15 protein-coding genes and 1 pseudogene are annotated in these 17,496 nt (G+C 58.3%); 9 read left to right on the top strand and 7 right to left on the bottom strand.

What is annotated here, in order from left to right:
• Window positions 1–96: 96 nt before the first annotated feature.
• From ABQJ48_RS27115 to ABQJ48_RS27100, 4 genes are all read right to left on the bottom strand, one after another.
• Window positions 97–783 carry a Crp/Fnr family transcriptional regulator gene (locus tag ABQJ48_RS27115; RefSeq protein WP_367841037.1) on the bottom strand — a complete coding sequence of 229 codons (687 nt, stop codon included), beginning with the start codon at window positions 781–783 and terminating at the stop codon, window positions 97–99.
• A 745-nt stretch (window positions 784–1,528) separates the two neighbouring features.
• The gene (locus ABQJ48_RS27110; RefSeq protein WP_367841036.1) at window positions 1,529–1,936 is read right to left on the bottom strand and encodes a hypothetical protein; all 408 of its coding nucleotides are present in this window, start codon (window positions 1,934–1,936) and stop codon (window positions 1,529–1,531) included.
• Window positions 1,937–1,966: 30 nt separating this feature from the next.
• Complete coding sequence (locus tag ABQJ48_RS27105) at window positions 1,967–2,551, bottom strand: RNA polymerase sigma factor (RefSeq protein ID WP_367841035.1); 585 nt, start codon at window positions 2,549–2,551, stop codon at window positions 1,967–1,969.
• 380 nt (window positions 2,552–2,931) lie between these two features.
• Window positions 2,932–3,729 carry a PRC-barrel domain-containing protein gene (locus tag ABQJ48_RS27100; RefSeq protein ID WP_367841034.1) on the bottom strand — a complete coding sequence of 266 codons (798 nt, stop codon included), beginning with the start codon at window positions 3,727–3,729 and terminating at the stop codon, window positions 2,932–2,934.
• 634 nt (window positions 3,730–4,363) lie between these two features.
• Between ABQJ48_RS27100 and ABQJ48_RS27095 the strand changes: the two genes are divergently transcribed.
• Both ABQJ48_RS27095 and ABQJ48_RS27090 read left to right on the top strand, forming a co-directional pair.
• Complete coding sequence (locus tag ABQJ48_RS27095) at window positions 4,364–5,293, top strand: PRC-barrel domain-containing protein (RefSeq protein ID WP_367841033.1); 930 nt, start codon at window positions 4,364–4,366, stop codon at window positions 5,291–5,293.
• Between the two features lie 362 nt (window positions 5,294–5,655).
• Entirely contained in the window at window positions 5,656–6,720 is a 1,065-nt protein-coding gene (locus ABQJ48_RS27090; protein ID WP_367841032.1) for a glycosyltransferase family 4 protein, read from the top strand.
• Window positions 6,721–6,916: 196 nt separating this feature from the next.
• Here the strand turns inward: ABQJ48_RS27090 and ABQJ48_RS27085 are convergent, their stop codons facing one another.
• Together ABQJ48_RS27085 and ABQJ48_RS27080 are read right to left on the bottom strand one after the other, a co-directional pair.
• Complete coding sequence (locus ABQJ48_RS27085) at window positions 6,917–7,378, bottom strand: hypothetical protein (RefSeq protein WP_367841031.1); 462 nt, start codon at window positions 7,376–7,378, stop codon at window positions 6,917–6,919.
• Window positions 7,379–7,739: 361 nt separating this feature from the next.
• Window positions 7,740–8,316: pseudogene (locus ABQJ48_RS27080) on the bottom strand (BPSL1445 family SYLF domain-containing lipoprotein).
• A gap of 717 nt (window positions 8,317–9,033) precedes the next feature.
• Between ABQJ48_RS27080 and petA the strand changes: the two are divergent.
• The 7 genes from petA to ABQJ48_RS27045 all read left to right on the top strand — a co-directional run bounded on the left by petA (window position 9,034) and on the right by ABQJ48_RS27045 (window position 16,473).
• Window positions 9,034–9,654 carry a ubiquinol-cytochrome c reductase iron-sulfur subunit gene (gene petA / locus ABQJ48_RS27075; RefSeq protein WP_367841030.1) on the top strand — a complete coding sequence of 207 codons (621 nt, stop codon included), beginning with the start codon at window positions 9,034–9,036 and terminating at the stop codon, window positions 9,652–9,654.
• A 254-nt stretch (window positions 9,655–9,908) separates the two neighbouring features.
• Complete coding sequence (locus tag ABQJ48_RS27070; RefSeq protein WP_367841029.1) at window positions 9,909–10,967, top strand: AI-2E family transporter; 1,059 nt, start codon at window positions 9,909–9,911, stop codon at window positions 10,965–10,967.
• Window positions 10,968–12,016: 1,049 nt separating this feature from the next.
• Complete coding sequence (locus ABQJ48_RS27065; protein ID WP_367841028.1) at window positions 12,017–13,594, top strand: GMC oxidoreductase; 1,578 nt, start codon at window positions 12,017–12,019, stop codon at window positions 13,592–13,594.
• 21 nt (window positions 13,595–13,615) lie between these two features.
• Window positions 13,616–14,104, top strand: coding sequence for a DoxX family protein (locus ABQJ48_RS27060; RefSeq protein WP_367841027.1), 489 nt, complete (start codon window positions 13,616–13,618; stop codon window positions 14,102–14,104).
• Between the two features lie 32 nt (window positions 14,105–14,136).
• Window positions 14,137–14,622 (top strand): cupin domain-containing protein, encoded by a 486-nt coding sequence (locus ABQJ48_RS27055; protein WP_367841025.1) that lies wholly within the window; start codon window positions 14,137–14,139, stop codon window positions 14,620–14,622.
• A gap of 10 nt (window positions 14,623–14,632) precedes the next feature.
• Window positions 14,633–15,547, top strand: a complete 915-nt coding sequence (locus tag ABQJ48_RS27050; protein ID WP_367841024.1) for an SMP-30/gluconolactonase/LRE family protein — start codon at window positions 14,633–14,635, stop codon at window positions 15,545–15,547.
• A complete protein-coding gene (locus ABQJ48_RS27045) occupies window positions 15,544–16,473 on the top strand; it encodes a VOC family protein (protein ID WP_367841023.1) in 930 nt (309 codons plus the stop codon). The genes ABQJ48_RS27050 and ABQJ48_RS27045 overlap by 4 nt, the downstream gene beginning before the upstream one ends.
• A 122-nt stretch (window positions 16,474–16,595) precedes the next feature.
• On the opposite strand, the gene ABQJ48_RS27040 is transcribed toward ABQJ48_RS27045, so the two are convergent.
• On the bottom strand, window positions 16,596–17,480 hold the full coding sequence (locus ABQJ48_RS27040; protein ID WP_367841022.1) for an SMP-30/gluconolactonase/LRE family protein: 885 nt from the start codon (window positions 17,478–17,480) through the stop codon (window positions 16,596–16,598).
• Window positions 17,481–17,496: the final 16 nt, after the last annotated feature.

The following is a 17,496-nucleotide window of genomic DNA, read 5'->3' as shown; positions in this document are numbered from 1 at the left end:
ATAAACGAAACGTGGGCTCAATTACTTCCGGAGCCCCGCGGCCTCGACGACCGATTCCTTATTCCTGTCCACGCCCTCCCGTTCAGATTTTGGCTATCAGGCGCTTGATGTCGCCGCCAGGTCAGGCAATAGGCGATCGAACTCCCGCTTCACCGAGCCATAGCATTCGCAAACGCGCTTTTCGAGACGGGCGCGATCCAGTACCTCGATGTTGCCGTAGCTGTAGTGGATCAACCCCGCCTCCTGCGGTTTCAAGGCAGCTTCCGTTACACCGGGCCGCCTCGGGCCCAGCATAGTTACAATAAGTTGTTGTGTCATCCAAACCTGACCTGACGGAAGTCGGTCGAGACTCAACAGTAAGCAACGGCACAATTGCTGGTCGGTCGAATGATGGCGGTTGCATGCAGCGGTCTGCACCATCTGGGCAATCAGCGCCTGGGTATAGCGCAGCAAAAGCCGCAGCAACGGACCGCCCCCCTGAAACTCGTCCTTGAGCACTCGCGCGCCCAGGCGGTATGCCCTTCCCGCGCTTTGCACAACAGCACGGTTCGGAGTCTGCTCGCCACCCAGAAAGACAGCAATACCGATAAGTCCTTCATTTCCGACAATCGCAATTTCAGCCGAAGCGCCGTCCGCCATCACGTACAACAGCGAGATAACAGCTGTGGACGGAAAAAAGACGTGGTTGACGACGTCGCCCGCTTCGCAGACAACCTGTCCAAGCGGCATATCCACGGGTACCAGATGAGGCGCGAGACGCTCCCACTCCGCTGCAGGGAGCACTGGCCTCTTCTTGCATGCGTCAACGGCCGCAAGCGGGTGTAGTGTTGAAAAGGAATCCTTCCGATTCCTTCGTGCGCTGCCAGTCGACAGCTGCCGCCAAGTCAGTGTGTCGCCCGCGGTACGCCGTTCGAACTCGGCGTCGATAAAACTGGTTGATTTCGACGGGTTTCGACCTTCCGAGGTGCTGCGCGGGTGGATGTTAGTCTCGCGCGACTCGTTGTGTGTGTTAGTTCGGATGCGGACGGCGCCCAATTTTGTGCTCTCGCAACGATATTGCCGGCCGTCCCTCAGCGAGGATGTGTCGTTGCCGCGCCGTCACCACCCGGCACCGGCTCACCATGCCTGATCATACCCAAATTGCATGTCATGACGGCCGTTCTCTGTGCGGGGCACGACTGCCCGCCGCGGCGCGTTTCGAAGGCCGCCCGGCGGGATCATCGGATCATCGAGTGCGCCGCCTGCCTTTTCGACAGCGGCTGATCACGGAAACCCCCACTGTCCGAGACAACGGCGATGATCGCGCCGACCACGCGCGCTGCGGACGAAAACCATGACGCGCGCGCGACCCCTCGGGCTACAGTGTCGGCTGCCTGCCGTGCGTCGGTCTCAGCCTGTGGGCCTGATGCTTCCGATGCTGCTGAGGCGGCCGCACCCTGAACCGGTGCCTTGAGCGAACCCATCATCGTCACACTCGCGGCAGATGGACTCGCCGCTGTGACGGTGGCGCCGGTTGACGCAATGCTGCCTACGGTGCTTGCGGCATGTCGACAAACGACGTTGCGCCGCAGGCCATCGCGATAATCATCACGGACCCCGCGAGCAGGGCATGCAGCCAGCCCAGCACCGGCGCGCATCGCCCGGCGAAATAGGACTCGATGAAAATCGCGATAACCTTCGTGACAATCAGATAGGCATCCGAACCGAACGCGAAGCTACGCGACGGATCGGGCCGAGTAAGCGGGGACAAGACGGACGCGGCAATGGCTGTCCCAAGCACGGTGAGAATGAGATAGTAATAGAGATTCCTCCCATGGATGCGGCGGTGCCTGTCTGCATCCCGGTAGGTCGCAACGAAGTACTCCGATAACGCCGCAAACGCCACAAACGCCATCCCTTCCGCAGCGAAGCTGCTTTGCGCGGTGACTCGCTTCAAGCGACGCCGACACGGCTTCGGTGCGAGCAATCACAGTTGCGCAAGGTCCGCTCTCAATTTATTTAGCCCGCGTCGGATGTGTGACTTCACCGTACCCACCGGCAGGTTGAGGGCATTGGCAATTTCCGTGCAACTATGATCTCGCAGATATGCGAGCGCGAGCGCGTGCCGCTCGCAAGCGCGTAGACGTGCCATCGACTTCGAGAGGCGCCGGGCCTCTTGACTCGCCAGTAACCGGTCTGGCGGGCCCGCGTCGGGCGATGACAAGAGATCATCGAGGCCTTCAGGCCATTGTGTTTCCACGGATGCGCCGTAAGCTTTCTGCTGTCTCAGGTAGTCGAGCGCCCGGTTGCGCACGATCGCCGCCATCCATATCATCGGCGTGGAACGAGTGCTGTCGTAGTCCTGCGCATTGCGCCAGATATTGACGAACGCCTCTTGTAACACTTCCTCAGCCCATTCGCGCCTCGGTAGTATCCGCACGGCGATTCCGAACAGTTGCGGGGATGCCCGATCGTACAGTGTGCGCAGCGCCGCGCGGTCCTGACTGGCGACATATTGCAGAAGTTCACTGAGCGCGTCCGCCGTCGAATTCTGAAGAAGGGCTGTCGTCATGGGATTATCCGCGAAATCTGTGCCACCACGAAAACCTTTTAAATAGATCTGCAGTCGAATTAAGGAGTCCTTCTAGACGAAGCTGTCTATCCTGGTCGAGCACATTTCCAAGATGCTGGCCGCCCTACGACAACCGTTGGAACCGGAGAGACTGGCGCCTGACTCTTTGCGCCGGCCCTGATTGGAACGAATGTCTCATGCCATAGCAATGTCGCAGCGGTGGGACCGGCAGACAAGTCAGCGGGTCTCTCTTTCAATTGACCGTTGTCGACCCTGCCTCCACGCATCAGACGACTCGCCGACGTGGGAGCTCTCCTGCATGATCAGCATGATGATCGTGCGCCGGTCTCGAAGCTCGATGGCGGTCCGCATGACAGAGATCATTTCGTCGATAGGGCGTCCTTCGACCAATAACATTCCTTTCCATAGTGTTCATGGAGTGTCGCTTCCTGGCTGCGATCGAGCGGGACGGATTCGTCATATGGAGGGCTATCTTTGATAGCCTCGCGCAGGAGTTGGGTGGAAACCGTGGATCCGACCCAATCAACAGCATCTATCCATTGTGTCGCCAGCAGGACCTCTTTACCACCGGGCCACCAGTTCCGCGTGTCAACGCTTAGGTACCGGATAACCCACGCTGTGTCATCGAAGATAAAGCCGGAGACGTGACCGATGCTGCCGTTGACTGTTTCGATATGATAGCGCTTTACCGCTTTCGTACTGCGCAGATGAACATCGACAGACAAATCGTCTGCCTTCCGCTCAAGTTGGCCGCGCGACTCCAATGCAATTTCCGGTGCCGATACCGTCGATCCGTATCCCGGATAAGCGCCTGCCCCCCACAGATATGCGCCACCCCAGTATGTCGGATAGCCGTAGTAACCGAGATACTCTGTTTCATGCTGGCGCGACACCGGCTTATCAGTGTCGATATCCGGGCTGTCCCTGACCTGTTTTCGGGTGAGCCCGACGTGAACTTCGGCTGAAGCCGGGTCCGAGGATATGATGGAATGGGGCGAAATTAGCACCCTGCGTCTATCGATCCAGCTTCCCAGTCGGACCACCAGATAGCGTACACCCCACGCCTCGTCATCGAAATAGGCCTCGTCAATAGTTCCGATCTCACCATCACGTGCGACGACCGCGCGTCCGTAAAGACTTTCTATGGTTCTCAACATTTCTGAAACTCCTTGCGTGCGGCCCGTCATCCTGTAGTCGCGTACACCGTTACACGCGCACGGGAGACCACACTCAGCAATAGTCCTCTAAACCCTGTGCACGATGGCCGATGTCTTGAAAAAAAAGTTTCGCGACTAACCATGCTGGCCGCATCTAGCAATCGATTTTTGGTCAGCTCGAGATCGCTACTACGGTCATCGCAACGCCTCCCAGTTGAAGGGCCCGGACACGATGGAAATTATTGTCCCGATTGAGTGATACGTCAGTACGGTTCCGTACCAGGTGCCAGAAAGCGCCTTGACCTTGTCGTGAAGTTTTACCCAAACAGGACGCGTCCGTCGGCGACAGGCGATACACCATCAGTGAAAGGAAGATCCTTTACCTCGCCCAGCGGGAGAGCACTGACCGCTATCGTACAGACCGAACGCGTCGTATGTGCGAGGGTTATATACCGTTCTGCGGGAATGCCTGTTCCTATCATCGCCGATCATACTGATAGACGATCGCCGTCGCTCCCGAGGACGGCCGATAGCCGCGGCACAAAGCGAACAGCCTAGTGCTTTTTCGCCGATCGCACCGATCATCGTAAAGGCATACCAATGCCAGTTCCAGAGCCGGCAAGGAGACAGCATCATGAAACGCAACAAAGAATTCGGAATTACGTTCCGCTCGGTGGTCGCTTCGATAACCGTCTGTGCATCACTGGTTTTTTCCGTTCCGCTACTCGCGGCGCCATCCCCAGCCGACAACAGCGCACCACAACACCCGTCGCGTGACTTAAGCGCAATGCCCACGATGAAGCCCGCGCAGAAATGTCTGAGTGACTTGCGATCCTTCGACAGCCAGATGCGCAAGAAGGGATACTGGCTAAGCGGATCCAGCTATGGCTTTGGCGATGGCGACGGCTCGCCAATGTACGGCTACAGTTCCGGCGAGCCAGATACGTCCCCGCCGGCGATGGCTAACGCTGCCAGCGGCGTACATGCGCAAAGCGACTATCGCTCGGTACGACCTACGTACGAGATCCGGACACTGTTGGCTTCAGCCAATATTCTCGCGCGCCGCGGTCAACAAAAGGATTGTGAGTCGCTACTCGGGACGAGCCGTGCCATTTACAATGGCTATACCAATGACGTTCGCAACGCCCGCGATTCAATAGGCCGCACATCGGACTGGCGGATCCATCAGATCGCAGCAGCCCAGCCGGTCACCGCAGATAGTGCTTCCTTCCGTTCTGCCCAGCTGATTGGTACCAGCGTGCTGAGCCCCCAACGCGAAGACCTCGGCAGTGTCAACGACATTGTCCTGAGTCCGCAGACAGGCAAGATCGCCTATCTGGTGATCGGGCGAGGCGGGTTGTTTGGAATTGACGAGACGTATGTTCCCGTTCCGTGGACCGATTTCAAGGCGACGAAGGGTATCACCTTGCTGGTGCTCGACACGACCAAGGGGAAAATGGACTCGGCTCCCGCAGTGAAGGAAAACCAATTCTCGGTGCACGGCGATTTCGCGCAGGAAAGTCAGAAGGTGGACAGCTATTGGAAAGCCAATCTGACGAACTGATGCCATCAATTCGTGCCCCGATGCGGGTCCGCCGGGTAAAGCGTCCCTATCCGGAGTTCCGGTTCCACACTCACCGCACAGGAAGCACCGGCGCACATCTGGCGATTCGGACCTCTCGATCAGTCATTTGACGACATTCACAAATGCGCCGGTTACTTACTGCCTCGCCGTTGCCTGGCGCGGGACAGTCCGGTCGCGGCGTGGGGTGGGGTGCTCGCGACTCCTTCGAAGGGTACGTCTGTGACCATGCGGAGGTGCATTCTCGCCGGAAAAGTTCAGGCCCCTGGCTCACGCCTAAAGAGACAAAGCCAGGCCAGCAATCCGCATCAACCTGAAGCCGGTTTTCCACCGGTGAATTGACAATGAGAATCGCACAGATCGCGCCGTTGCACGAGGCAGTCCCCCCCCGGCTTTATGGGGGCACCGAGCGCGTGGTGTCCTACCTTACCGATGCGCTTGTTGATCTGGGACATGATGTGACGCTGTTCGCCACTGGGGATTCGCACTCAAAGGGCACGCTCGAAGCGGTGTGGCCGCACGCCCTGCGACTCGACACTTCGCTGCGGGACCTCATCGCGCCGCACATGGTGCTACTCGAAAGGGTGCGCCAGGTTGCTCACGAGTTCGATGTACTTCACAGCCACCTCGACTATCTGCCATTCTCTCTGCTCTCGGAACTTGACATACCTTTCGTCACGACACTTCATGGCCGCCTCGACCTCCCGGAACTACGTCCGGTTTTCAACGCGTTCCCCAAGGTGTCGGTTATTTCAATTTCCAACTCTCAACGATTGCCATTACCGCATGCGAACTGGCACAGCACGATTTACCATGGATTACCGGATAACCTCCTGATGCCGAGCGGCGTGAATGATCCGGGATACCTTGCTTTCCTGGGCCGTATCTGCCCGGAAAAGGGAATCGAAGCTGCCATCAGGATCGCGATCGAAAGTGGCTTGCCATTAAAGATCGGCGCAAAGGTGGACAAGGCCGATGAAGCCTATTTTAAGACTGCAATTGAGCCACTCCTGTCTCTGCCCAACATCGAGTTTCTCGGAGAGATCACCGAGGCCCAGAAATCCGCTTTCCTGTCGGGTGCCAAAGCATTGCTTTTCCCGATCGACTGGTTGGAGCCGTTCGGCCTGGTGATGATCGAAGCGCTGGCCTGCGGCACACCCGTGATTGCATTCAATCGTGGCTCTGTACCTGAGGTCATCGAACACGGGGTGACAGGCTTTATCTGCGAAGATGCACACGGCGCGGTTTGCGCACTGCAACTTCTCAAGGAACTGTCGCGCACTGAAATCCGCGCTCAGTTTGAACGACGTTTTACCGCAAAGATGATGGCGCAGAATTACGTCGACGCTTACGCCACTCTGCGTCAGGCCAAACTGAACCCGGTTCCACGGCAAGCCGCCGCAGGGTGAGTCGATGCAGTTGGAGTCGCTCTCCACGGACCATGCCACGGGTGTCCGGATGTCAGCCCTGCCCTGATGCGCTGGAATCCTTGTTCTGGAGGGCCGGAAAGTTACGGATCGTTGTCAGCTTCGCACCCGTTACGTGGTGGTGTTGCGACCTAGAATATCGCCCTCCGTCCCGGGCAAGCGAACGCCAAATCCAAGCTCAACCCTCCTGCTCGCGATCAGATTGGGGCGCGACAGGAACGCCCACCTGATTGATTAGTTCGAAGAGTGCCTGAGCCAGGGTGTCTCCTTTCGCACGCTGTCCTGTCTCGGCTATTACCAGAAAGGATGAGTCGCCACACTCGCTGAATGCGAACACCGCAACGTGGCCGACTTGACGTAGCGCCCATTGGCAAAACCGCGACTCCGGACAGGTCGTGCCTGCCTTTCCAACGTACTCAGGCGTTCTTTTCACCCGCTCAATCGTTATCCCCAACGCGTCTTTTCGTGATAGCCGCGCGACGTGTCCGCGCCACTCCATCGCCTGCTTCTGCGACTGGCCTTCAAACAAGACAACGCCGTCCGGCATGACGACTTTCCAGTCGTATGTCTCCCCCTCCTCCATCATCGCTTCGATACGCACGTTAGGATCCGGGGGGAAATCAGAGGTAAAGACAGACATCAGTAATCCTCCTTGCTCACACTAGCCAATCGACCCGTCGGCCGCGATCTGGATCCGGGCGGATGCGGTGGGCCACGCCTTAGCGCGGCGAGTCATCGAACTGGTAACCAGGCGGATGGGAAGCTTGCTCGCCCGCATCGACATCAAGCCCTTTGCTGCCATCCAGTGCGGCGCACCACAGCGCAATTCGATGTCGACTCGTCTCACGGCGCTGTTGTGAGTCAACGGCTCCGGCCTGGCAATATATAGGCACGACGATGGGCAGAGCGCGACGATTCACGATACCGCCTCGCAAACGGACAGGATTTGCTCATGCGTGATCGCGCAACGCCCGGACACCTTGTTCTCGTCTCTCCGGTCGCTACAGTGACGGCAACCGGGTGACTTTAGTGCCATCGAGCGACACACCTGCCATCAGTCCGTCGTTCGACAACACAAATGCATTTACCTGGCTGCTGGCAGTGCTGGTATCGAGGTCACCGTCTGCGCCGACCTTCAGAACCGCAACAGACGCGTCGCCCCCCCGCCGACCACTCTTTGCTGCGCTCGAACCGGTCGAGTGCGGTTTCGGTCACAAAGAGTAAACCGATCGCCCTGGATTGGGCGCCTATCTGCCAGCCGATCGACGCAGTTACCACACTGTAGTAGCCAACCGTATTGCCGCCCACGCGTAGTGCGCCTTCGCCGTACTGGCCGCCAATGCCGAGGCCGGCGTTAATGACGGACGGAAAGACAAGTACACCACGCGTCTTGGCAACAAGTTCGCGCAACCCTTTGGCGGAGGTGTATAGACGGGTCAACGTTGTATCGACACCTGCGTCGATGGTGCGACGTTTTTCAATCTGTTCGCCGCGTGCGTCTGATGCGCCGGTGGTTGTGCAACCAGGGAGCGCAAGAGCACTCGCCAGAACAGATACGGGCGTAGTTCGCCGTCGCATTGTGGGATCCTTAATGCTTCAATCTACCTCAGACCTTATCCCGGAATGTTCAGCCGTGCAGTACGACAGCGTACACTTCGTCCGGTCATGCGCCATGCGTTCGCATCGATGCAGTCATTCCTCACCATGCGAGCCGTTCGCATCGTCACCAGTTTGTGCTGCCCTTCCCGCTCGCGTCCTGATTGCCGGTTTTCGAGCCCCGAGTGCAGCCAGAGCAAACCGCGAGGTAACAGACCGGGGCGTTTGCCGGGCCACAAACCGGACGTCGTTGTAGCGCCTCAGAAACCATAATATTAAGGTTTGAAGATTCAGATCGAGTCATATCTAGGCAAAAACGAACCGATAAAAAAAAGTCGCAAAGGTGAAACTTGCCGCCGGTTGCGGACGGGATTGCGTCGCGCTGCTATCCTGGTCGCCTGTCCCTTGACATACGCTGTCCCGCTTCCAGTATACGTAGATCCGCCATCAACGCTCTCCCATGTCTATGCCTGGTGGCGCAGCCCAATAGCCACGTTCGATCCCGCAGTTTAAAAAACGGATCTCGCACAAATTCGCGAGACAGCAGTGGCTATACCGCGAGGTGTCAAGGCGGCTGGAGACGCCCGGGCAATATTTCGGCAACGAATGTGCGGCAGGGGAAAGTGTTCGGATCAATGAACCGGAGCGAGAATAGCGAATCAAATGAAAAGATCAGCCGTAAATCGCTGGGGGAAAGAGATGGAATCTGTACTGCCCACGGACAAGGACGACGGGCGTCGCCAATGGCTCATCGGGACGTCAATCGCGGGCGGTATTGCGGGCATCGCGACACTCGTCCCTTTTGCAGCTTCGCTGGCGCCCTCGGCGAGAGCGAGAGCTGCCGGCGCGCCTGTATCCGTAGATATCAGTCGGCTCGACCCGGGCGCAATGCTTACCGTCGCATGGCGCGGCGTGCCGGTTTTCCTTGTTAATCGCACACCAGCGATGCTGCGGGCAGTGGTCGCTGCAAATTCGATGGTCGCCGATCCGTTGACGGAGAGGCCATTTTCAATGCCGTTGCCCGACTATTGCAAGAATGCATATCGTTCTCGCGCCGCTCACCAGAACGTGCTTGTTGTGGTCGGTGTTTGCACTCATCTCGGTTGCACGCCCCGGGCGAGGTTCACGCCGGGTCCGCAGGCCAATCTGCCAGACAATTGGCCGGGTGGCTTCCTCTGCCCATGCCATGGATCAACATATGACCTTGCCGGGCGAGTCTTTAAAAACAAGCCTGCACCGGAAAATCTCGACGTACCTCGCTACAGATTTGCGTCGGCGACAACTGTACTGATAGGCGAGGACGAAGGCGGTGAAGCGTAGTTGAAGTGTCTGTCGTGCGAACTGAGGCTCCCTGCCTTGGCGCGACTCGAAAATCCGGTTTGCCGCGATTTTGGGTGAAAGTCGGGAATCAATGGTGTAAGTCTGTTCGGCCTGCGTCAGGCCCTTCGCAGCCCGCGAGGCGAAGCGCGTCGCCCGCCGATCAAAGCGCTTCTTTACCGTTGCCATCTACCAAACTCCCTGTTCACTTGCCTAGGGATCGCAAACTCAAACGCTAATAATGAATATCTACAGACATGACTGAAAATCCTCGAAAACGGCCGGGTTTCTATATACTTCTCGTCGCTGTGTCAGTCGGCCTTGTCTGGATTCTGCTGCCGTATTTTAGTGCCCTCTTGTGGGGGACAGTCCTTGCAATTCTGTTTCAGCCAGTGCAACGCAGGTTCGTGAGATTACTCGGAAATCATCGGACGCTGGCTGCCTTGGCAACGCTGGCCCTATGTGTGATGTTAGTGATCGTTCCCGTGGGTTTCGTGGTAACTACTCTTGTACAGGAGATCACTCTCGTGTACCAACAAGCCAGCACCGGGCACTGGAGTTTCGTTCGATATTTCAACAACTCCGTTCAAACCCTCCCTTCTGTGGTGCAGGAATGGCTGGGTAGGAACGGGATCGCCGATACGAAAGGGTTAGAACTTCGAATTACTGAAGGCGCTTCGCGGATCAGCCAGTTTGTCGCTGCTCAAGCTCTCTCCATCGGGCAGAACACACTGCAATTCGCAATCAGCCTTGGGATCATGCTGTATCTGGTCTTTTTTCTGCTTCGCGACGGACCTGGGCTTTCCCGGCGGCTATTCAATGCTGTACCGCTCGACGATATACATAAGCGCAAGCTCCTGGAGAAATTCACGGTGGTAGTGCGCGCGACAGTCAAGGGCAATCTTGTGGTGGCTGCAATACAGGGTCTGCTCGGCGGATTGGTCTTTTTTGCACTGGGAATCGAGGGCGCGCTGCTTTGGGGAACGTTGATGGCCTTCCTCTCCCTTGTCCCTGCCATTGGCGTGGCGCTCGTATGGGTGCCGGCCGCAATCATCCTTGTTCTGGTCGGGTCGTTCTGGAAAGCGGCGGCACTCGCGCTGTTCTGTCTGGTGGTAATCGGATTGGTTGACAACGTGTTAAGGCCGATCCTCGTCGGAAAAGACACGAGGTTACCGGACTGGATCGTCCTGATTTCAACGCTTGGAGGTATTTCCGTGTTCGGAGTGGATGGATTTATCATTGGGCCGAGTATCGCGGCGCTGTTCATCACCTGCTGGGACATGTCCACGCTGCTCGATAATTCCGGGCCGAAATAGTGCCCCTCTGGCGCCAGGAGTGAGGAAGACGCCGCGTGGCTGTCCCAACGGCCTCCACTTACAAGCCTATAACCTGCCCCGTCCGCCCGTGTGGGGCAGCCCCCTGTGCTCCCGCGGAACCTCATCCTCCACCACGCATTGCGAGGTCGTGCATAACCTCCCTCACGACATATTTCCTTTGATGACGTGCCCGGATTTCCGGCGGACACGGAAACAGTAGACGGGGTGTCGCGCTGAAGCTTCAGCAGATTTCGAACTAGAGGTCGCGTTTGTTTTCCGGAGCCTAAAGAAGGCGGATAACGCCCAACGGGTCAGTTTCAAAGTTTTTTCCGGTTCACATTCCTCAATTGCATATGCCATCTGAATATTCACAGGCGATTGGAATGCCTTGCGTGTCGTATGCGAAAGGCGAGCCTCGGGTCAACTCCCTGCGTCACGTGGACGACTAAATTTCGACCCCCAGGCAATTCGCCACCAACGACTCGGCGACGATGACGATTTCCTTCATCGTTGGCGTAGTTATTTCAAATGTCGCGCCGTCAGCGCGTGCTGAGCACTGGTGAATGTTGGCGGACTGCGAGCACTCCAGGCGCCCCCCAACGAGAGAGGTTCTGACCGGCCGCAACCACGCGCAACGAATACAACGATGCACGCTTTTGCTGGCCGGGCGCCCTGTCGTCCATTCCGACAACTTCTTAGGCGTTTCAGGCCCCCCTGAAGCCCAAGCTTTGCAAGCTTAAAACGGTCGAGCGAAATCTGCCTTGGCGCCCTGGAAAGGAAGCCACGCGGACGGCGATCCAACGTGGCACCCGTCAGCGGGCCTTGGCGGGAAGAAACCTCGCGATCCGGGCAATGCCCACGCCCGTAGTACGCCGCTACATCATCGCCGACCGGTCTTCGTGCACCCACTCGCACACCATTTTGCGGATTACTAACCACTTTCAGGAGCGGCCCTTGCTGCAACGTGAAGACACCGGATGCCGATTTCTCGCGTAGTCCGCCTGCTTAAAATCCAATCGATCGAAGACACGTGATCGGAACGGCAAATCATGAACCATTACGACGTCATCGTTATCGGTAGCGGACCCGGCGGAGCCTCGCTCACACACAAACTTGCCTCGACAGGAAAAAACATTCTGCTTCTTGAACGGGGCGACTACCTGAAGCGCGAACCGGTCAATTGGGATTCCAAAGCCGTGTTCGTCGACGGCAAGTATCAGAGCAGCGAAACCTGGTATGGTGGCGATGGCAGCAAATTCCACCCCGGCCTTCATTACTATGTAGGCGGCAACTCCAAAGTGTATGGCGCAGCGCTCTTCAGGTTGCGGGAGCGCGACTTCGACGAGCTTCAGCACAAGGATGGCGTGTCGCCGGGCTGGCCGCTCAGGTACGCTGAGTTCGAACCATACTACGCGGAAGCCGAGCGCCTGTTCCATGTGCACGGTCAGCGCGGCGAGGATCCCTGTGAGCCCTACACGAGTACCCCTTTCCCGTATCCAGCGGTGTCTCATGAGCCGCGCATCCAAACACTTAACGACGCATTGGTCAAAGCGGGACTGCATCCCTTTCACTTGCCGCTCGGAATCCTGCTCGATGAGAAGGATGGCAAAGTGACGCCGACGAGCCGATGTATCCGGTGCGACGCGTTCGACGGATTTCCCTGCCTGCTGAACGGCAAAGCGGACGCGCAGGTCATGTGCGTCGATCCCGCACTGGCGGCCTACCCCAACCTCACGCTGATGACTAACGCGTACGTTACCCAACTCGAAACAGACCCATCAGGCAAGACTATCGCCGGTGTTCATGTGGAGCGCGCCGGCGCACTGGAGCGTTTCACAGCCGATATCGTCGTGGTAGCGTGCGGCGCACTCTCGTCGGCCCTCCTGTTGCTGCGATCGGGCAACGGCAGGCATCCCACGGGACTCGCCAATGGGTCCGACCAGGTTGGCCGCAACTACATGCGCCATAACCAGTCGATTTTGATGGCGCTAATGCGTGAACCCAACGACACCATCTTTCAGAAGACCCTCGCCATCAGCGACTTCTATTTCGGCGCAGACGATTGGGACTACCCGCTCGGCCTGATCCAGATGTGCGCAACATCTCACGCCGACCAGATTCGGGGCGAGGCGCTGCCTGCCTGGCTCGAATGGCTACCCGAGATGCCTTTCGAGACCATGGCAAGACATTCCATGGATTTCTGGCTGTCAACCGAAGACCTCCCTCGTCCTGAAAACCGCATCCGGTACGACGGTGAACGGATTGTCCTTGAAATTCAGGAGGGCAATATGGAAGCGCATCATCGCCTGAAAAAGAAACTTGAAGACCTGCTCGCTGGCGCGGGTGCCCACTCGACGATGATGGATCGCAAACTCTATCTTGGTAAGGACGTTCCGATCGGGGGCACGGCGCATCAGGCAGGCACGGCCCGTTTCGGTACCGATCCGGCAACGTCCGTCCTTGACGTCAATTGCAAGGCGCATGAGCTCGACAATCTGTATGTGACCGACGCAAGCTTCTTTCCGTCCATCGGCGCGGTCAATCCAACGCTGACGATCATCGCAAATGCGCTGCGCGTCGCGGACAAGATTGGCGAACGCCTGGGCATAACGCCGGTGGCCGCATGATGTTCACCACGAGGTGACGACATGGAACTCATTAATCTCGTCGCAATCCCGGTGATCGCACGCGTGTGCCTCGTCGTCATGTTCCCATTCAGCGCTCTCGACAAGGTCGTCCACTGGAAGGCCGCCATGCAGCAGGCGACGTCATCTTTCCTGCCGGGAGGTTCCGTATTGCTTGTGATCGCGATCGTTGTAGAGGTGGTGACCCCTGCCTGCATCGTCATGGGCTGGCATGACCGTCTCGCATCCTTCACGCTCGCTGGCTTTTGCGCGGTCACCGCCCTCCTTTACCACCCGTTCTGGAAATACCCGCACTTCTGGTCCAAAGCGGGCGATGGCCGGAACCACTTCTGGGATTTCCTCAAGAATTTCGGGCTCGTGGGCGGCCTACTGCTTGTCGTCATTGGCGGGCTTCCTTTGAGCTCTTCAGCAGTGCTGTTGCACCCTTTTTCGTCGGCACCGTACGCTGCTACGTCTTCCTCAGCGATGCCAGCAACCTCGTATAGACCGTAACGACCTAAGGTCACCTTACCGGGAGAATGTTCATGTCCGCCCCAGACGAAACGGCACTGGCACAGCCGCGGCCAGAACCGGAAGAAGCGCCGAAAGTGGCTTACTGGCATCTGTGGACGGATGCAGAAGGGGTCAGTCATCAGGACCGTTGCGAGCTGGACCGGTTCGAACTGAAGGGGGTGGGTGGCGCCGCCCCCCAATGGAACGACAGCCAGGCCACCTCCGAAGCAACCGTTGTGGTCACGGTCCAGCCCGTCGGGTGGGTCGGAGACTGGCACGAAAACCCGGCGCCACAGTGGATCGTCCCGCTATCGGGCCGATGGTGGGTTGAATCAATGGACGGCACACGGATTGAAATGTGTCCCGGCGATCTTTCGCTCGGGGAAGACCAGGGAAGCACAGCCGATACCGCCGGGCGTCAGGGGCACCGCTCGGGGACGATCGGAGATCAGCCCGCGGTGCTCATGACGGTCCAGCTGCACGTCGAGCCCGTGCATCGGCCCGGGCATATTCGGTAGGGAACATTGAATGAGCACGCGGCCGGATGTGGCAGTCATTGACCCCCGCTTCAGGGAGATGGTCCTCCCCAACGCGCCGCTGGAACTGCTCGGCGACGGCTTCCGGTGGCTGGAAGGGCCAGTCTGGTTTGCCGATCAGGAATGCCTGCTCTTTAGCGACCTGCCCAACGATCGAATCATGAGATGGACCGAGAGTGGCGGCATCCACCTGTTCCGCCAGCCGTCCGGCTTCGCCAACGGACACGCGCGCGACAATCAGGGACGACTGATAGGGTGTTCACATCGAAACCGATGCATCACGCGAACCGAGCTCGACGGCCGCGTCGTCGTACTCGCGGATCAGTTCGAAGGCAAGCGACTGAACTCGCCAAACGACGTGATCGTAAAAAGCGATGACACAATCTGGTTCTCCGATCCGCCGTATGGCATCCAGACAGACTATGAGGGCGGTAAGCAGGTATCGGAACGGCCGGCGTGTGTTTATCGGCTAACACCGGGTACAGGAGAACTCCGTGTCATTTCCACAGCGTTTTCAGGTCCGAACGGGCTGTGCTTTTCGCCGGACGAAAAGCGCGTTTACGTCTGCGAAAGTGGACTTCAATTCGACGCGTGCCCCGTTCAGCACATTGCCGCGATAGATGTCAGCGCGGATGGCACGCTCTGTTCCAGTCCGCATGTTTTGCACAAGATCGAGCCGGGATTCGCGGACGGTATCCGCTGCGACGAGGACGGCAATCTCTGGTCGAGCGCGGCAGATGGCGTGCACTGTATCGCGCCAACCGGTGAGCTGCTTGGAAAGATTCACGTTCCGTTCACCGTCTCCAACCTGACCTTCGGTGGACGCAATCGAAGTCGCCTGTTCATCTGCGCTTCACATTCTTTGTTTGCCATTTATACGAATCAGCGTGGAGCAATACGCCCATGACGCCCGTGCCGATCACCCGGATTATCAGAATTTGCCGGAACGTCGCCATGCTTGATGCGAGCGTCGCGTTTTACGAGGACAGACTCGGCTTCCGGTCCAGCGGGCCCACACGTGTCATGGAGCCCTTGCTCGCCGCTGCACGTGGGTTCGGTGCCCGGCCTATCCGGGCTCAGCGTCTGATGCTCGGCAAGCAGGAACTCGAACTCGTTGAAACAGGGCCGAGCGCGCGACCGTACCCAACGCAATATACTTCCGCCGATCTCGATTTCCAGCACATAGCCATCCGCTGCCCGGATATTAGCGCTGCATTCGAGCAACTTCACCGCGACGACAGCCGGTCGGCGTGTCCGACTGCAATTTCACGCGGTCCCGACTTGCGGCCTGCTCCCATTCGACTGCCCGACAACAGTGGAGGAGTTACGGCGTTCAAATTTCGCGATCCCGACCGGCATCCGGTTGAACTGCTCCAACCTGCCGGTAACGAACGCATCCGCTCCACTGTGCGCCCCGGGATCGACCATACCGCCATCAGCGTGTCGAGCGCCCCATTGGGCATTGCGTTTTATGGGGACGCGCTGGGGATGGGTGTAAGCGCGTATCAGACCAATTCCGGAGGCGAGCAGGGATCGCTGGATGCGCTCGACAGCCCGATAGTCGACGTCGTCTCCCTGCAAACTACCTCCGGGCTGTCACCTCACCTCGAACTACTCGCCTACCGCAAACCCATCGCGCCCCGCTGTCATGAACGAGCCCGCGCCACCGACATTGTCAGCGACAGGACCGTGATCTGTTGTAGCGATGTAAGCCTGCTCGCGAGGAACCTTGGCATGGAGTGCCATCTTTTCCGGTTGGCATCTGGGGACCGCGGCTTTCTCTTCCGGGATCCAGATGGTCATATTTTTGAAGCCACGGAACGCCTGGCCTGACGGAACTGGCGCACCGGTCATATCAGCGGTTCGGCCCTGATAAGCCGCCCGCAATTCTGCCTCGCAAAGGAGGTTTGATAACTAGGGCCTTCATTTGCGAAAGTGCAATCAGCAGCCGCAAGTCAACGCACCTGGTACGGTCTGACTACACCGGTCACACCCGGACGAAGGCTCAGTAGAGAGCCCGCGAGCGGCTCGCGCTCCCGCTGCTCAGGCGTCAGTTGGTCACTCGAACTTGTCACATACAGGGTGTCGAGCGCCTCGCCTCCGAATGCACACATCGTAGGCTGGCTTACCGGCAGCAGAATATCGCGGTCTATGGCGCCCTCAGCCGTGTATCGTCGCAAACGTCCTGCGCCATGCAACGCGCACCAGTATCCACCCGCGGTATCCACGGCTGCGCCATCAGGAATTCCGCAGTTTCCATCGACCTGCACGAACAGGCTTCGGGTGCCGAGTTGACCTGTTGGGGCGTCGTACGCGAAACCGAACACCTCCTTACTTAGGCTATGAGAGAGGTAGAACCGTCGCCCGTCAGGGCTCCACGCCATGCCGTTGTGCAGCCGGGAAATGTCCGGTTCGACACGCAGCCCATCAGCTAATGTGAAACTGTGCAGGGACGCTTTTTCGGGTGCAGCATTTTTCGCCAACGGGTCGAACATGACGCCCACCCAGAACCGCCCTTCAGTGTCGCAGGCCCCTTCATTGAAGCGGAATTTCTGCGGGTCAAACGGCGGGAGCGCGAGCTGCTCCATCAAACCCGAAGCGAAATCGAGCCTGAAAATCCCCTGCCGAAGCGCTACCACGGCACCCGCCGGTTCATTAACCAGCGCGAAGGCGCCGATATCGGCAGGCATCGTCCACGACTGCTCCTCACGGGTTTCGGCATCGAACCGATAGAGCGCTGGCTTTTTGACATCGATCCAGTAGAGCGCTTGCTCCACAGACACCCAGGTGGGTGATTCGCCGATCGTCGCGCCCGCATTCAAGACCACTTCGATATTCATGAGTCGCTCCTTCAGG

The organism is Paraburkholderia suaedae (genome assembly GCF_040812055.1).
Classification (GTDB): Bacteria; Pseudomonadota; Gammaproteobacteria; order Burkholderiales; family Burkholderiaceae; genus Paraburkholderia.
Note: the sequence above shows the minus strand (reverse complement) of the source record. Positions and strands in the feature narration are given on the sequence as shown.

What these genes read in the sequence shown, in the direction of transcription:
- ABQJ48_RS27105 (WP_367841035.1), bottom strand. Translation starts at nt 2,551, where the DNA reads ATGACGACAGCCCTTCTTCAGAATTCGACGGCGGACGCGCTCAGTGAA.
- ABQJ48_RS27100 (WP_367841034.1), bottom strand. Translation starts at nt 3,729, where the DNA reads ATGTTGAGAACCATAGAAAGTCTTTACGGACGCGCGGTCGTCGCACGT.
- ABQJ48_RS27095 (WP_367841033.1), top strand. Translation starts at nt 4,364, where the DNA reads ATGAAACGCAACAAAGAATTCGGAATTACGTTCCGCTCGGTGGTCGCT.
- ABQJ48_RS27090 (WP_367841032.1), top strand. Translation starts at nt 5,656, where the DNA reads ATGAGAATCGCACAGATCGCGCCGTTGCACGAGGCAGTCCCCCCCCGG.
- ABQJ48_RS27085 (WP_367841031.1), bottom strand. Translation starts at nt 7,378, where the DNA reads ATGTCTGTCTTTACCTCTGATTTCCCCCCGGATCCTAACGTGCGTATC.
- petA (WP_367841030.1), top strand. Translation starts at nt 9,034, where the DNA reads ATGGAATCTGTACTGCCCACGGACAAGGACGACGGGCGTCGCCAATGG.
- ABQJ48_RS27070 (WP_367841029.1), top strand. Translation starts at nt 9,909, where the DNA reads ATGACTGAAAATCCTCGAAAACGGCCGGGTTTCTATATACTTCTCGTC.
- ABQJ48_RS27065 (WP_367841028.1), top strand. Translation starts at nt 12,017, where the DNA reads ATGAACCATTACGACGTCATCGTTATCGGTAGCGGACCCGGCGGAGCC.
- ABQJ48_RS27060 (WP_367841027.1), top strand. Translation starts at nt 13,616, where the DNA reads ATGGAACTCATTAATCTCGTCGCAATCCCGGTGATCGCACGCGTGTGC.
- ABQJ48_RS27055 (WP_367841025.1), top strand. Translation starts at nt 14,137, where the DNA reads ATGTCCGCCCCAGACGAAACGGCACTGGCACAGCCGCGGCCAGAACCG.
- ABQJ48_RS27050 (WP_367841024.1), top strand. Translation starts at nt 14,633, where the DNA reads ATGAGCACGCGGCCGGATGTGGCAGTCATTGACCCCCGCTTCAGGGAG.
- ABQJ48_RS27045 (WP_367841023.1), top strand. Translation starts at nt 15,544, where the DNA reads ATGACGCCCGTGCCGATCACCCGGATTATCAGAATTTGCCGGAACGTC.
- ABQJ48_RS27040 (WP_367841022.1), bottom strand. Translation starts at nt 17,480, where the DNA reads ATGAATATCGAAGTGGTCTTGAATGCGGGCGCGACGATCGGCGAATCA.